General features: G+C 36.2%; 14 protein-coding genes. 6 read left to right on the top strand and 8 right to left on the bottom strand.

Annotation, left to right across the window (positions count from 1 at the left end):
* Positions 1-23 precede the first annotated feature (23 nt).
* A complete protein-coding gene (locus CDZ89_RS03465; RefSeq protein ID WP_096156723.1) occupies positions 24-170 on the top strand; it encodes a YuzL family protein in 147 nt (48 codons plus the stop codon).
* A gap of 133 nt (positions 171-303) precedes the next feature.
* On the top strand, positions 304-1287 hold the full coding sequence (locus CDZ89_RS03460; protein WP_198508227.1) for a DUF3231 family protein: 984 nt from the start codon (positions 304-306) through the stop codon (positions 1285-1287).
* Between the two features lie 144 nt (positions 1288-1431).
* Here the strand turns inward: CDZ89_RS03460 and CDZ89_RS03455 are convergent, their stop codons facing one another.
* Entirely contained in the window at positions 1432-2349 is a 918-nt protein-coding gene (locus CDZ89_RS03455) for a proline dehydrogenase family protein (protein ID WP_100333277.1), read from the bottom strand.
* A 618-nt stretch (positions 2350-2967) separates the two neighbouring features.
* On the opposite strand from CDZ89_RS03455, the gene CDZ89_RS03450 reads away from it, so the two are divergent.
* Both CDZ89_RS03450 and CDZ89_RS03445 read left to right on the top strand, forming a co-directional pair.
* Positions 2968-3246: a hypothetical protein gene (locus CDZ89_RS03450; protein ID WP_096156720.1), complete on the top strand. Its 279-nt coding sequence runs from the start codon at positions 2968-2970 to the stop codon at positions 3244-3246.
* Between the two features lie 17 nt (positions 3247-3263).
* Entirely contained in the window at positions 3264-3602 is a 339-nt protein-coding gene (locus CDZ89_RS03445; protein ID WP_100333276.1) for a spore coat protein, read from the top strand.
* A 441-nt stretch (positions 3603-4043) separates the two neighbouring features.
* Here CDZ89_RS03445 and CDZ89_RS03440 read toward each other — a convergent pair whose 3' ends face one another.
* Positions 4044-4289: a YusU family protein gene (locus CDZ89_RS03440; RefSeq protein ID WP_096156718.1), complete on the bottom strand. Its 246-nt coding sequence runs from the start codon at positions 4287-4289 to the stop codon at positions 4044-4046.
* 379 nt (positions 4290-4668) lie between these two features.
* On the opposite strand from CDZ89_RS03440, the gene CDZ89_RS03435 reads away from it, so the two are divergent.
* A complete protein-coding gene (locus CDZ89_RS03435; RefSeq protein ID WP_100333275.1) occupies positions 4669-5607 on the top strand; it encodes a glycerophosphodiester phosphodiesterase family protein in 939 nt (312 codons plus the stop codon).
* Positions 5608-5647: 40 nt separating this feature from the next.
* Here CDZ89_RS03435 and CDZ89_RS03430 read toward each other — a convergent pair whose 3' ends face one another.
* Complete coding sequence (locus CDZ89_RS03430) at positions 5648-8473, bottom strand: 5'-nucleotidase C-terminal domain-containing protein (protein ID WP_100333274.1); 2826 nt, start codon at positions 8471-8473, stop codon at positions 5648-5650.
* Positions 8474-8749: 276 nt separating this feature from the next.
* Here CDZ89_RS03430 and CDZ89_RS03425 point away from each other — a divergent pair, with 276 nt between their 5' ends.
* A complete protein-coding gene (locus CDZ89_RS03425; protein WP_096156715.1) occupies positions 8750-8950 on the top strand; it encodes a hypothetical protein in 201 nt (66 codons plus the stop codon).
* Positions 8951-9500: 550 nt separating this feature from the next.
* Here the strand turns inward: CDZ89_RS03425 and CDZ89_RS03420 are convergent.
* The 5 genes from CDZ89_RS03420 to CDZ89_RS03400 all read right to left on the bottom strand — a co-directional run bounded on the left by CDZ89_RS03420 (position 9501) and on the right by CDZ89_RS03400 (position 13321).
* A complete protein-coding gene (locus CDZ89_RS03420) occupies positions 9501-9971 on the bottom strand; it encodes a site-2 protease family protein (RefSeq protein WP_096156714.1) in 471 nt (156 codons plus the stop codon).
* A gap of 12 nt (positions 9972-9983) precedes the next feature.
* Positions 9984-10829: a YitT family protein gene (locus tag CDZ89_RS03415; protein ID WP_096156713.1), complete on the bottom strand. Its 846-nt coding sequence runs from the start codon at positions 10827-10829 to the stop codon at positions 9984-9986.
* A 116-nt stretch (positions 10830-10945) separates the two neighbouring features.
* Positions 10946-12070: an MBL fold metallo-hydrolase gene (locus tag CDZ89_RS03410; RefSeq protein WP_096156712.1), complete on the bottom strand. Its 1125-nt coding sequence runs from the start codon at positions 12068-12070 to the stop codon at positions 10946-10948.
* A gap of 70 nt (positions 12071-12140) precedes the next feature.
* A complete protein-coding gene (locus tag CDZ89_RS03405; RefSeq protein WP_096156711.1) occupies positions 12141-12497 on the bottom strand; it encodes a YidH family protein in 357 nt (118 codons plus the stop codon).
* Positions 12498-12763: 266 nt separating this feature from the next.
* Positions 12764-13321, bottom strand: coding sequence for a carbonic anhydrase (locus CDZ89_RS03400; protein ID WP_096156710.1), 558 nt, complete (start codon positions 13319-13321; stop codon positions 12764-12766).

Genomic DNA, 13321 nt, shown 5'->3' with positions numbered 1-13321 from the left:
TTTATAATTGGAGGTGATTACTAATGGCACGGATGAAAAAACAACCTTCTCAAGCAGCGAAAAGTGCAGCTAGTGTAAAAGGAAACGCTGGTCCTACTAACGAAATGGACATGGCCGGTAAAAAAACAAGTCAAAATCAACAATATAAAAAGCATAATATGCAGGACTGAATTTTATGAACCAACTTCTATTCTTATAGGAGTTGGTTCTTTTTATGCATTTATCTTACCAATTTTGTACAAACTAAAGGAAGAGTTGAATAGATATACGATGACTTAATTTTTATAAGGGATGATAAAAGAAATGGAACATAAAGTTCAACTAACTTCTTCCGAAATAAGCTCAATATGGTCAAGTTATTTATATAACACGATGGCTTCTTGTATCATGAAGCATTTTGAAGTAACCGCAGAAGATGAAAGAGTTAAAACTATCGTTACAAAAGCTATCACTATTACAGAAGAGCGAATTGCTCTTCTACAAAATCTATTTACAAACGAAAACATGATAAAACCGGATGGATTTACCGAAAAAGATGTTCATTTACACGCACCCAGATTGTACACTGATTTGTTTTACATACAATACATTTACCATTCATTAAAATCAGGTATGATGTTACAGAGTAGTAAATTAGCTCAATCGACAAGAAAAGATGTACGTGATATGTTTCAACTTTTTCTTCATAAGTCCGTACAACTTTACCAAGAACTTGTTGACCTTATGCTAGAGATGGGGATTTACAATCGAACGCCATCTATGAATATGCCGAAAGAACATAGTTTTATCCAGTCTAATGACTTTTTCACAAAAAAAAGACCGCTTACTGCAATGGAGCTCTCCGAACTTGGATTAAACATTGAAACAAATTTTATCGGAAAATTATTATTGATGGGATTTTCACAAACGACAAAAACAAAAAAGATTAAAAATTTCTTCCATAGAGGTGTAAAAATCGCCGAAGATAACATTATACAATTAACTGACGTACTAATAAAAAATAAAACCGAGGTCCCATCATCGGGGGCAAGTATCGTTACCGATTCAACAGAGCCTGCTTACTCTGAAAAGCTCATGCTTTTTCACGTAGACACGTTAAACTCTATTGGTATGTCTAATTTCAGTTTATCATTAGCTTCGAGTACCAGAAATGATTTAGGCGTATTGTTCGGGAAGTTAATAGCGGTAGCTACTAAATATTCGCGGGACGGAGCCGATTTGCTTATTGAAAAAGGATGTTATGAAGAGCCACCTATGACAGTAAACAGGGATCATTTATTGAAGTGATATTCTCTTTAAAATTAGTTGAGTTAGCCTGGACTAAGACATGCTCGGGAAAAGCGAAGCATTGTTCGAAATCAACGTGGTCTTTAAATAGCTGTCAAAATAAAAAAGATGAGAGTCTGCAAGAAGCAATCTCTCATCTTTATTTTATTTCTTTATAATACCTTTTAACACGAATGCAACGTTTGCTGGGCGCTCTGCTAAGCGGCGCATAAAGTATCCGTACCAGTCTGTTCCGTATGGTACGTAAACACGCATTTTATAGCCTTCTTTTACAAGCTCTAATTGGCGCTCTTCGCGAATACCATATAACATTTGGAATTCGAATTGGTCGTTTGGAATGTTGTGTTCTTTTACAATTTGCTTTGTATATTCAATCATTGCGTCATCATGTGTCGCAACAGCTGTGTAGTTTCCATTTAATAAGTGCATTTTGATAATTTTTTTGAAATTGTCGTCTACGTCTTTCTTTTCTGGATAAGCAACTTCAGGTGACTCTTTGTATGCACCTTTAACAAGACGAAGGTTTGGCTTATATTGGTTTAAGTCTTCCATGTCTGAAACCGTTCTATATAAGTAAGATTGTATAACTGTTCCAACGTTTTCATAGTCTTCACGAAGCTTTTTAAAGACTTGAATCGTTTTTTCACAACGAGTATAGTCTTCCATGTCGATTGTAACGAATACGCCATTTTCTTTTGCCGCATCTAAAATACGACGCATGTTAGCCATAACGATTTCATCGGAAATGTCTAGACCCATAGATGTCATTTTTAAAGAAAGCTGTGAATCTAACTTTTGGCTTCCGATTGCACGAATTGCTTCAATAGAGTTGTCCGCCATTTCGTTTGCTTCTGCTTCTGTATCAATGAACTCTCCTAAATAGTCGATTGTTACACATAGATTTTTGCTGTTTAAGTCTTGAATGGCTTTAACTGCTTGGTCAATTGTTTCTCCAGCAACAAATCGACCAGCTCCAAAGCGTAATCCGTACTTTTTTGCTAGTTTCGTTAACGATTTGTTTTTTGATAAAAATAAGAAGGTATTGCGCATTAATTGTTCCATTATAAAAAACCTCCCGTACTCCTCTAAGATGTGTTCTCTTTTTTGAAGGCTCTGTTAAACACCGCTGTTGATTTCCGTGCAAGTCTCCGCTTTCCGCGGGCGTGGCTGGAGCCTCCTCGGCTTCGCCTGTGGGGTCTCCAGTCCCCCGCTACTCCCGCAGGAGTCTACGACTTGCACGGAAATCAACCGCTAGAAAGGAATAAAAATCAAACATATCCTTTAACAAAGCCATTTTGAAAATGTATAGTAAACGCTTTCACGTGTGTCTCAATTAAAATAGCCAAACTAATTCTATCATCTTTTTCGGGCGTTGAATACAAGAAAATGTCGATATTATGAAGAATTTGTCTAATTTTTTTCTGGTATTTTTTTTACTTCAGTCACTAAAAATTCACGGGGGGAACGGAATAGTTTTTGTGCAAGTGGACAAATTACAAATGATTAAGAGAATTTTAAAATGTAGGATTACTATACGAAAAACGATTGTTGTACACATTATATTTAAGTGGTGTTGAAGTGAAACACTAATAAAACTTCTATACATAATGCTTAACTTTCGTTTTTCACTAAACGAACCGATGATTAAATTAATTCAATTTTAAATTGGGAGGTTTTTTTATGCAACAACAACCAGCGCAGCAACCAAACATGTCGCAGCAGCAAGCGATTTTTCAACAGCCACCTGACGTTGTAACGACAAAGGATTCTTTATATTTAACAGATATGATGTCATGGAATTTACTTGCGATGAAAAAAGCTCACTTTTTTGCTCAACAATGCCAAGACCAAGAAATAAAACAAGCAATTGATAAAGTAGGACAAATGCACCAACGCCACTATGAAAAGATATTAAGTCACTGTAAGAGTTCGAATCTTCAACAAGCACCACTACAATAGAAAGGGGCTGAATAAGGATGAAACAAGGGAAAATTCAAAATCCAGAATCACAAGTGGCAAAAACACCAGAAATGAATGATCGTGATTTTATAAACGATATGTTAGCAACGGAAAAGTATATGACGGATGCATATTGTACGGCATTAAATGAGGCAAGTAACCAACATATCTATTCTGACTTGTTAGCCATTTTTACAGAAACGCAAAACAGCCAACGTGAACTGTATAACCTGATGTTCCAACAAGGTTGGTACAGCTTAGAGCAAGCAGATGCACAGAAGATGCAGCAAACAGAGCAGCAATTTCAAGGATATACAAATCAGTTTCCTTATGGGAGTGGCGGGATGATGCAGTAGGTTGTTTAATAAAATTGTGGCGAGTCGGGGTAGAAACTGTTTGCCTCGACTTGATTTTAACCAAATAAGGAGCTTTTTCTTTTTTTTGATGGAAAAAGCTATTTTTGTATAAATTGTTAGAGGAAATTAGTGATTTTACCTATACGTGTATATGTGTTTTTACCTAGATTAGTTAATTTGTGTGCGGCTAGATTTATTTTTCGATCGCCTATCACGCTTTGTGTGCACCTGAGGCTAAAAGTAGTGCACCAAGTCATATTTTTTGTGCGCCTAGAGCGGATTTTTGTGCTTCTAGCAAAAATATACCCCCCCCCTTGCTTTTTTAATGTCCGCAAGTTGCTCAACTAGGTCAGCATCTCTTTGTATATCCGTTAGCGAATATTTCCTCTAATAAAAAAACACGACTTACAATAATAAGCCGCGTGTACATAAATATTCTATTTACTTCTTTGCCCTATGTTCTTCGTTTAATTGCTTAATTTCAGAAATAAGAGACATCATTTCTTGCTTTGCATCTGGGTATTGGTCATTCCAATGTTTGGCCAATGGCGGCATCGATTTCGCGATATATGTGTAAAGTACCCAAGCTTTTACTTTTTCTTTACGCTCCTCCGTACTTTCTCCTAGTAATAACTCCGTGTACTTTTCTAATAAACCATCTAGTTGTTGCTCGAATTTTTCAGACATGCTAAACGCTCCCTTCTATTTGTTTCCATTATAGAAGAACAGATTAAGCATTACAACGTAGCGGGCACGTTTTACAATGAGTTGCTTTTTCATTCGTTTCAAAATGAATGATTAGAAAAAGCACTCTTTTAAAACTTAAATGTTGCAAAAAACGGTGAAGTATACGAAGTAAGCGATGCTGTCTCTTTACCCAACTTGAACTTCATCGGCCTTTTGAAGTTCATCTGCTTCTATTTTCCTTAACCAATTTGAACTTCATCGGCAGCATCTCTAATAGTTTCCTTACCATTTCACATACCACTTCTTTTACATACAAGCAGGAAAATGACATATAAATGAATAATAGATTAGTAGTTGAACGAAAAGGAGAGGAACACACATGTCAAACACTCCACTTATAGTAAAGAAAAAATCAATCTGGACTAATTTTTTACTTTTTATATTTTTACTTATTTCCTTGCTCTTTTTAACATTATACTTATTACCTCTCACCACCGATTTATCAGACAAACCATTTTTCGAAAGTGACCGACCACTTGTCATCGCTCATCAAGGTGGAGAACATTTGGCACCATCTAATACAATAGCGGCATTTCAACAAGCAGTTGAAATGGGTGTCGACGTGCTAGAAACGGATATTCATATTTCAAAAGATGGCCATTTAGTAGCCATTCATGACCCTACTGTTGATCGAACAACTGATGGCACAGGCGTTGTGGCGGAGATGACTTTAGAAGAGCTTCAACGGTTAGATGCAGGGAATTATTTTGTTGATTTAGAAGGGAATCGTAGTTACCAAGGTCAAGGTGTTTACATTCCAACGGTAGAAGAGTTGTTCCAGCACTTCGGTCATATGCGATGGGAGATCGAGATTAAAGATGATAACCCTCCAGAGAGAATGAAGGAAATCGCTGAAAAGTTATGGCTCCTTATCGAGAAGTATAATATGGAAGATAAAGTGTTAATTGCTTCTTTTGATCAAAAAATAATAGATACGTTTAACTCTTTCGCCAAAGGTAGAGTGGCCCTTGCAGGCGGAAAGCAGGAAATTACGAAGTTCGTTATTCTTCATAAGTTAATGGCTCGCAATGCTTATTTTACAAAAGTGGATGCATTCCAAATTCCACGCAAAAACAGTGGAATCGATTTAACATCAAAGCGATTAATTAGGGACGCAAATAGAAACGGAGTACATTTACATTATTGGACGATAAATGAGAAAGAAGAAATGAGACGTCTTTTAGAAAATGGGGCCAATGGGATTATTACGGATCGACCGGATCTTTTGTTGGAGCTTCTTAGCGAAATGGGATATTAAAAAAGGTGTAGCCATCAAATACATGGCTACACCCTTTACCTTATTTAATACTCTCAGATGAGATAACTTCTCCGTCTTCATCCATAATTTCAACAGTTAATGTGTAACGTTGACCATTTTGATTAGCCGGGATTTTTACAAACTCTGAGAAAACAAACTCACTTTCACCATCTATCGAAATTATTTCTTCCACATTATGTTTAACTCTTCCATGTTTATCTACTAATTGAACAGTAATAGTAAAGTTCTTTTGCGCTCTAATGTTATTTCGTACCGTCGCATGAACATCTAGTTCTAACTTACGTCTTAACTCCGATACTTCACTACCATCTTTCATTACAAAGTTTGTAACTGCCTCACTTTTCATTTCTGGTTCTTCGTAAATTTCTATAAACTCATGGTTTTTTCCATTTCGCATACCAGGCTGTGAAAAATATGGAGATAAGTCACCTGTAATTCTAACTAACTTTCCTAAATTATCGGGATTAGAAACTAAGTTTAATTCAGTTCTAGTAATTGTATTAGGTAATTGAACAGGTAACATTTTCGACGGGTCTCTTTCATCTGGACTGTCCGCTATTAAAATATTGGTTGCAATTGTAAATGGTCCATCAAGGTTACCGTCCCCTATTGAGTTATTTAACCCACTAGTTCCAACGATATACCCTTGAACTCTTCCTTCTCCATTATTGTTTGCAATAGCTTCTGTTACCGAAACAACTCCTGCTGGTAAATCACCTGGGTCGCCCGGATCAGGTGATTGTTCACCAGAGATAGTAATTCTTGAACCTTCTACATAATCAACTGGTCCATCTTGTTGCGTAACATAAGCTACAACAGCTTCCCATACTTTTCCGTGGTTTTCTCCTACAAGCTCGTTTCCTAAATTGTAGAAACCGCGTCCGTGCATGAAGTCATTGTAGGCAACTGTTAATTCCGTAGAATCGGAAAGTTCATTTCCTTCTACATCTGTAACCTTCACTTCTACGAATTTACCATTCTCTTTCACTAATTCATAATGTATTCCAGATACTTGAACATCTATTCCATTGTGATAGGTCGATTGTTCTAAGAAAACTTCTTTTAAACGTTTCACAGTTGTTTTGGTTACTACCACTTCATTTTTAAATTGGTCTAACATTTCAATTTGCCCATCTGTAATATTTCCAGCAGCGATGTTACCAGAAACTGATGAATTATTTAACACGCCAATATCTGCACCAGTAACTTCACGAACGGAATCCGTATAAAGGTTACCTAAACTAGAATCACCTTTTGTGTTGCTTGCAGAAGATAATCCTTTTTCTGTTGTACCAATAACATTCCCAATTGGTGGTGCAGACGTAGATACTTCTATCGTAATTCTTTGATTGTTTGTGTAGTTAATTTTTTGACCATTCCTTGTTAATTCTTCAGCAAAATTTATCATCGCATGAGTCATGAAGCCAGATTTTGCTTCTAATACTGTACCTTCAAAGTTATAACCAGAACCACCCGTTCCAATATAATCTCCTACTGCAACAACATATTTCTCGTCGTCTTTAATCGGTTCGCCATTTACAAAAAGTTCTGCTGTAATATATTGACCAACATTGTTCGTAATAATTTTGTATGTTAAACCAGCAGTCTGTAAATCTACTCGATTACGGCCATCACGTGTATACGAGTATCTGATAACTTCTTTAATAGCCGCTCCAGTCATTTCAATTTTCATAATCTCGTTTGCAAATGGTTCAATTGTATAAATATCAAATTTGGTTATATCGCCTGCATTAATATTTGCACGTAAACCACCGTTATTCGTTAAAGCAATGTCTGATTGTGTTTGAAATAATATTGCATCTGTCCAAAAGTTACCTAACGAAGAGTCTCCGTTCCCACTTCTGTTTAAGCCTGTTTCGGTCTCACCAATGACCACACCAAGTAGTTCGTCCATCTCTGCATTATAAGCATCTACTTTTGCCTGAACTGCTTCATCTACTTCTGATAGATTAGCAACTCTTTGCAAAAAGCCTTCTACATTTACTACTTCTTTTGTTACGTCGTTTAACTTTATTGTTAGATTACCAACGTTCTCCGCATTACCGCCAGTTTGAACAATCGGAGTACCATTTACTTCTCTCGGGCTTGTTAATGTTGTGTGAGAATGCCCTCCAATGATCACATCAAAGAAATCAACTGCTTCTGCAAGTTTAATATCTTCTGAGTAACCGTGGTGTGTTAAGGCAATAAGTACATCCACTTCGTCTCGTAAACTTTCGTAATTTAAAGCTGTTTCAATTACATTTGGAAATTCTATTCCTACAACGTTTGCTGGAGCTGTTGCAGGTGGTGTTTGTGATAAAGATAGTACACCTACTGTAAATCCTTCGAATTCAAAAATTTGGTATGGATCAGGCTGTTCCATTTCAACTGGTGTTTCTCTAATAATGGTGTTAGCGCTTAACCATGAAAAATTCGATTCATTGATACGCTTCACCATTTCCGCTTGACCGTAATCAAAATCGTGGTTTCCGATAGTCATGGCATCAAGTCCCATATCGTTTAATAAATCAACAATTGGGGCACCATATTTCAAATCTACTACTGGGTTACCACTAAAGATATCACCAGCATCTAAATATAAGGAGTGAGTTGCATTAGATCTTTGTTCGTTAATATAAGCTGCTATTTTTCCAAAATCATTGATCTTAGCATGAAGATCATTCGTATGTAGCACCTTCAGTTCGATTACATTATCATTTGATTCAGTACTATTTGCGGATGCAAATGTTGCTCCAATCGAACCGAATAATGAATAAAATAACATGGAAAAAACGAGAATAATAGAATATATTTTTCTATTACTTTTGACAAAAGAATTCATTGTATCCCTCCTGAAATTGTTTTCGACACACAACTACATAGTAAGGAAATATTGTTTGCATTTCATTAAAAAATTGTAAAAAAATCGTAAAACTAGCAAGAATAATTAGAAAGAACCTGTTGTCTAACATCCAACTTCATTACTATTCATCTATAAAAACAAATAGTTGTTCCTATAAAGTAAAATTATGAACATAGGCAGGCGAATTATTGCATTGGACAGTTTATTCATGACAAAGTATGCTAAATAGAAAAAATATGGATAGGAGAATGTAAAATGAAAATAAGTATAAACGGAATGCCTATCGAATTATTTTCAGGAGCAAAAATAAAACACGCCTTATTAAAGACAGATGAAAAATTATACAAAAAAGTAGTTTCTGGAGAAGCCGTTGTCCAAGACCAAGAAGGCAACGAAACAGAAATAAATGGTGCTGTGGGAGATGGATTTTCTTACTTTGTTGTAGATAAAAAATAGACACGAGGCTGGGAAAAACCCAGAGAATTAAATGGAAGTGGCCTGTAAGAAATTTTTTTGTTATAGCGGGCCTCTACTTATTGATGAAACAAAGGTATTATCCGATATGAAAGAAAGTCCTTGAAGCACTCTCTACAAAAGAACTTCATCAGCCTTATGAAGTTCAACTACATCCAATTTTTTATGCCAGATGAACTTCATCGGCCTTATGAAGTTCAACTACATCCAATTTTTTATGCCAGATGAACTTCTTCAGCCTTATGAAGTTCAACTGCATCCAATTTTTTATGCCAGATGAACTTCATTGGCCTTATGAAGTTCAATTACATCCAATTTTTTATGCCAGATGAACTTCTTCAGCCTTATGAAGTTCAATTACATCCAATTTTTTATGCCAGATGAACTTCTTCAGCCTTATGAAGTTCAACTACATCCAATTTTTTAATGCCAGATGAACTTCTTCAGCCTTATGAAGTTCAACTACATCCAATTTTTTATGCCAGATGAACTTCATCGGCCTTTTTGCCCCAGCCTCGCCTTTATTAAAAATTCACTTATATTTTCTTAAAAATGCGCTTATTCCATAGTAAATAGAAGAGGCAATGACCCATCCATCCGAACGCTTATCCCCAAACTTAAAAGGTATTAAATTAGATAAGGCAATCCATATATTAAAAGAAATAAACAACGTAAAAAAGTACACATTTTCTCTAGTAATAAAAGGGATGGATGCAAAGATCAATAGGATATTAAGAGTCGGACCACCTAGCGAAATTAGTGCTTGTTGAAGATAGGAAAGCTTGCCATCCTCGTCATTTGTTGAATACCCACCAAACATGTAAATCTTGTTTATTTCGACACTTGTGCCTAAAATGCTAAATTGGAAGACTGGGCTGCCCATCCCAAGTACGATTCTAGTTTTTTTTACGTGAAAAATTCTTGCCACTACTACGTGCCCAAGCTCATGAACCAAGTGAATGAAAGGTATTCCAATAAGTAGAAAAAGGATGAACTCTATCATGTAACGAACCTTTTATCCTTTACTTTTCGGAAAGTAACTATGCTTTTTCACACCAGTCGTTTCCGCTACAAAAGAAGCTTCTATTACGGCACTCGGGTCTATATTTAACACAACTTGTTTAAGTTTCAAATACATAAAGCGGTTTGTAATACAGTAAATCATCTTTCTATGCTCACCAGTAAATCCACCTTCTCCATGCAGAAAAGTAATACGAGCATCAATCTCTTCCATTAATGCTTCCGCAATTTCATCTGGTATATCGGAAATAATCATAACAGATTTACCTTGATTTAAGCCATCTAATAAGAAATCAATAATTTTTGATACTATGTAAAAAATAGCTAGTGAAAACATCGCTTGTTCTAATGAAAAGACAAAGGCAACCATCGTTAAAATAACAGCATTTATTGCTAGCAAAAATGTACTAATGGAAATACCGTAATGTCGATGGAACCATACGGCTAACATTTCTGTTCCGTCAATAGCTCCCCCATACTTCACGACAATCCCTACACCTGTCCCTAAAGTAAGCCCACCATATAAAACGATTAATACTTCAGAAGAAGTGATAGCTGCTTTTGGCGCTAAATAAATGAGGGCAAACGTTGTTATAACATTGGCGTAAAGTGTTCGAACAACAAATTGTTTCCCAACATCTTTTGCAGTAAATATAAGGATTGGTAAGTTAAATCCGAGGAAAATGAGCCATATTGGAACGTTAAATAAATTTTTCCCCATAATGGCAAGTGCTGTAACTCCTCCGTCAACCAACTTGTTAGGTGCTAATATTAGTTCTAAACCAATCGCTACCAATATGGAGCCGACTGTTAATAACAAATACTCGAAAAATATTTTCAAAGACCATCACCCTGTCTATAAATATGTTATTTCTATTATACATGATGGGGGAGAAATCTTTTCATTAAGGCTCAAAAAAATTGCCCCTAATTATGTTAGGAGCAATAATAGTGAAATTATCTAATTGCACAACGGTTCGGTCCTATTTCCATTTCACGTTGTTTTTCCGCATCAGGATGGATTTTCCCCATATTCATCTCTCGTATTTCTTGATAAGAGTTTGGCTGTGGAGGTAAGTTTTCCGTAACTGCTTTTCTAAATTCACCTTCATCTTGGATGTTAAGGCCATGGTTTTCGTTATAAAGATCCTTAAGCTTTTTGGCGACACTGCCATCTTCATTCATTTCTCCAATGCCCATAAAGTGAGCTGGTAATACGAGAAGCTCATCTGTTAAATCTTTATAACGCTCATACAGAGTCGTTCTTAAATCACCAACCCAATCTTCTGCCTTACCTGCAAGATCTGGTCTACCAATGGAGTCGATGAATAGAATATCGCCTGTTAATAAATATTGGTCATCTACTACAAACGAAGTACTTCCAATGGTGTGACCTGGTGAATAAACGGCTTTAACCGTTGTATTACCAACTGTAAACTCATCGCCATCTTGTAATGGTTTGTATTCGAACTGCACATCATCTGCATCCTTCGGTGGGAGATAATAGGTTGCTTGATGATTTTCAGCAAACTGTCTACCACCCGAAATGTGATCGGCGTGTAGATGCGTATCAAAGACATGTGTAATCTTCATGTTGTTTTCTTTTACAAAAGATTCATACTGGTCAATCATTCGATTCGTGTCTATGATAGCACCTTCACCATTCGAGTCAATGATATAAGATAAGCAGCCTTTTCCAATCCGAACAAATTGATAAATAGCTCCACCGTTTTTCAGCTCTCCAACTTTTATTGGCTCTAGATGCTCACTCCAAGCTTTCATACCACCTTCTACGGAAAATATGTTATCATATCCAGCTTTTACAATTTGTTCCGCTACCATTAGGGACGAACCACCTTTTGCACATACAACGTAGATTGGTTCACCTTTTGGTAGTTTGTCTTCTATCGAGTCTATTCCTTCCAACAAGTCAAAATATGGGGTGTTAATAATGTGCACATTTCGCCCTTCTATTTTCCAATCGTCAAATGCATCGGTTGGTCGAACGTCTAGTATAAAAAGTTTTTCGTGATTTAGGACCTTGCTCGTTAGTTCTTTTACGGAAATATCTTTTACTGACATTTTATTCCCTCCATACTAAAGCTTTTCTACTTTCCTTACTATACCCAGTATGGAATGAAAAAACGCTTTTTTAGGCGATAAAATATAAAAGAAATACTAGGAAAACTGTCGCAATTATTATGGTCATAAAAATAATTAATTTGAAGGAAGAATGGAAGGTTTGTGTATTGATGTTCTTCCTATTTCGAAAATAAATGATGGTGGATAACAGTAGGGTCGCAAGTCCAATAAAGATAGAAAATACGCTAATGGAGATAGCTATTCTATCATTTAAGATTGATTGAAGGTCTGTGTTAAAGTGCAGGGAGGTTGCTAAAAAGCCGATACCGATGATGGCAATGGCTGTACGAACCCAGGCCAAATACGTTCTTTCGTTTGCTAAATGTTGTTGAATATATTTAGATTCTTCGGTTGTGTTTTGATTCATCTTGCTCTCTCCTTACGGAAAACAAAAGTAGACCAGGATGTAATTAACTAGTCTCTTGTGTTTAATATATAAACCGTTCCTTTCCGCTACAGGCACTTGCTTTCCGCGGGGAGCGACGTGAGCCTCCTCGGCGTCCCGCCTGTGGGGTCTCACGCTTCGCTCTATTTCCCGCAGGAGTCAAGTGCCTTCCGCTCCAATCCACTTTAGTTAGAACATTAGAACATAATACGGAAATTAAAGAACTTTACAAAAAAGAAACTTTATATTTAATTTGTTATTTTTTCTAGTTCTCCTGTATCAACATGGAATAGGCAGCCTGATATTTGTACGCCGGTACCATATTTCACGTAAACAGGATGTTGTTTTAGTTTTTCTACTTGAGAAAGGACATTGTATTTTGTAAGTTCGTCGACGGTTAACTTTTCTGTTTCATTTGTTTTTTCTGGCAGACTGTCTCTTACACCTTTTATCCAGCCTCTTAGTTCTTCTTCATCGTTTTCGTTCCAAGCTGCTTTTACGCCACCGCAGTCTGTGTGGCCTTTTACTACTATTTTTTTTACTTTTAAGTGCTTTAATGCATAATAAAGACTTGCTGATAAGCTTTCATCTTCTAGGTTCACTTGGTTTGCGATGTTACGGTGTACAAACATTTCTCCTAAAGAAGTTTGGGTAATGACAGAAGGACTTACCCTTGAATCACTGCAAGAAATAAGAAAATATTCTGGTGTTTGGCCTTTTTTCAACTCATCAAAAAAGTTCGGGTTTTCTTTTTTTACTTTTTCAATAAACAATTTATTTCTATCCCGTAAATCTAGTTGTTCCAT

Source organism: Bacillus alkalisoli, from assembly GCF_002797415.1.
GTDB lineage: Bacteria > Bacillota > Bacilli > Bacillales > Bacillaceae_I > Bacillus_CD > Bacillus_CD alkalisoli.
The sequence above is the reverse complement of the archived record's forward strand: the minus strand, read 5'-3'. Positions and strand labels throughout refer to the sequence as shown.